Genomic DNA, 2,425 nt, shown 5'->3' with positions numbered 1-2,425 from the left:
TTTGCAAAATCCGCTCAAAAATATAGATACATTGATAATTTATGTATATTTTTCGACAAATATATTTTCGCATACTTACGCTTACCATTATTCACATCAATCCTTATATTATATGACCGAAAACTTACCTGACGAAACTCCTTTAGATGCTAATGCTGACGACTCTCAATCTTCACAACCCATCGAAAATAACCTTAAAACCGAGCCAGAAAGTACTCCTGAAGCACCAATTCATGAAGACCCCGAACCGCAAGACCCCGAACCTCCGACCGAACCCCCTGTAGCAACAAAAGTGGTTTCGACACCGATTTATCATGAACCCTGGGCTTTATCATTTCATGGCGAAGGCTCAAAGTATTTTGTGATTCGACTCATCAATGCCATTTTGCAGGTTATTACCTTCAATTTTTATTATCCGTGGGCAAAGGCCGCTAAACTCAATTATCTATACGAACAAACAGAGTTTGCAGGAAGCCGTTTCAAATTTCACGGAACTGGCAAAGAAATGTTTATTGGCTACCTGAAAATGTTGGCTATTATTATTGTTATTTATGGTGGTTTTTGGTGGGCAAAAGGCAACGAACAGGTTTTGCTAAGCTTTTTACTTTTATACGGAGGCTTAATTTTAGTTTATCCATTGGCTATTCACGGAACGGCAAAATATCGTCTTTCACGTACATCGTGGCGAGGTATTTTCTTTGGATATCGTGGCGAATTGGGCGAACTATTTGCTAAATTCTTTATAGGAATCCTTGTTTCATTATTTACGCTTGGTATTTATTGGTCGTGGGTGGAGGTTGATTTACGAAAATACGTAACCAAGAATGTTCGCTTTGGAAGTGTTGAGTTCGATTTTGTCGGAAAAGGAATAGATTTATTTCTGATAAAGCTCAAATACGTGATTTTCTTATTTGCGGCAGTTGTTTTTGGGGTTATTCTGATGTTTGTAATGGGTTTATTTGGAGCAGGAATGGCAAGCATGATGAACCCAGAAAATTTGAAACCCTCAGTAGGACTTGTAATTTGGTTTTTTGCTTTATACTTGTTTTTTCTCGCAGTTCTCGGTTCAATTGCTTTATTGCGTCAGCGAGAAATATTTCAGTATTACGCCCAAAACACCTTCTTGTGGCAAAATGAGCAATGGCACGGTGTAAAACTTAATATGTCGTTTATGGATTTATTGCAGTTGAGTATTACTAATATGTTGCTTATTATTGTGACGTTTGGTATTGCCACGCCGTTCGTCGAAATCCGAACTTTGCATTTTATCATGCCTCGCTTAGAAGTTGATGGTTCGTTTGACCCTGACTCACTCACACAAACCGAAAGCGACTACCGTGATGCCATGGGCGAAGACGTGGGCGATTGGTTAGATATTGATTTGGCGTAAGAACCCGCTTTTAAATGATATTTTGACGCTAATAAAAAATGATAACTGTTTACTGATAACTGCTCACTGAATGGAAGCAATATATTATGATGGAAAAACCAGCCAGCCTTACGATGCTCAAGTGAGTATTTTAGGAAATTCGTTGACAATCAGCTACGAAAATGGACAGGTTGTATGGGCTATTACTCAGATTGATTATAGTTCTTTTACGGGTAAAGGAAAAACTATGCTGAAATATGGTGAGTTTCCGCACCAATACCTCGAGTTTCCGATTGATTCGCCACTTTTTTCGGCTTTAGAAAACCATTTACCTAAACGTCGAGAAGGTTTTTGGGCATTTGCCAATGAGCTGGCAGGGGCGGGTTTTCGAGGTATACTGATTACGATTGCCATTTTTGTGTCCATTACGGTGGGCTTTTACTTCTTATTACTGCCCAAAATTGCCGAATATGCTGCCTCACAAATTCCAGTCGAAGCAGAAATCGAACTCGGGAAGCAATTCTACGATAGTTTTGTAGGCGAGATGGAAGTTGACGAAAAACGCACGCAAGACCTACAAGCATTTGCCCAAAAGATTGATTTTCAGACCGAATACCCGCTTAAATTTACGGTTGTGAAAGATAAGCAAGTCAATGCGTTTGCTTTGCCAGGTGGAAATGTGGTGGTATTTGATGCTATTCTTGAAAAAATGAAGACCCCCGAAGAGTTGGCCGCACTGCTTTCTCATGAGGTCACTCACGTAAAAGAACGCCATTCTTTGAAGGGCTTGGCCAGAAGCTTGGCTGGTTCGATGGTTGTTTCGGTAGTGGTTGGCGATATGAACGCCATCGGTAATATATTGGTGAGCCAAGCCAGCAATATTTATGAGTTGGGGTTTACGAGAGATATGGAAAAAGAGGCTGATTTAGAAGGACTCGAAATCATGTACCATAATAAGCTCGACCCTGCTGGTATGATTCACTTAATGGAACGCCTACACGAAGAAGAAAAAAGATACGGAGTAGATAAAATGCCTGCTTACCTTAATTCTCACCC

2 protein-coding genes are annotated in these 2,425 nt (G+C 40.1%); both read left to right on the top strand.

The genetic code is table 11. The features are described from left to right. A partial coding sequence (locus ACOVO2_RS05085) for a YjgN family protein (protein WP_421768923.1) occupies positions 1-1,390 on the top strand: 1,390 nt, incomplete at its 5' end. A gap of 70 nt (positions 1,391-1,460) precedes the next feature. Continuing rightward, positions 1,461-2,425 (top strand): M48 family metallopeptidase (locus tag ACOVO2_RS05080; RefSeq protein WP_421768922.1); only part of this gene is annotated, 965 nt, incomplete at its 3' end.

Origin of the sequence: Emticicia sp., from assembly GCF_049241225.1 — a bacterium.
Taxonomy (GTDB): domain Bacteria; phylum Bacteroidota; class Bacteroidia; order Cytophagales; family Spirosomataceae; genus Emticicia.
Note: the sequence above shows the minus strand (reverse complement) of the source record. Positions and strands in the feature narration are given on the sequence as shown.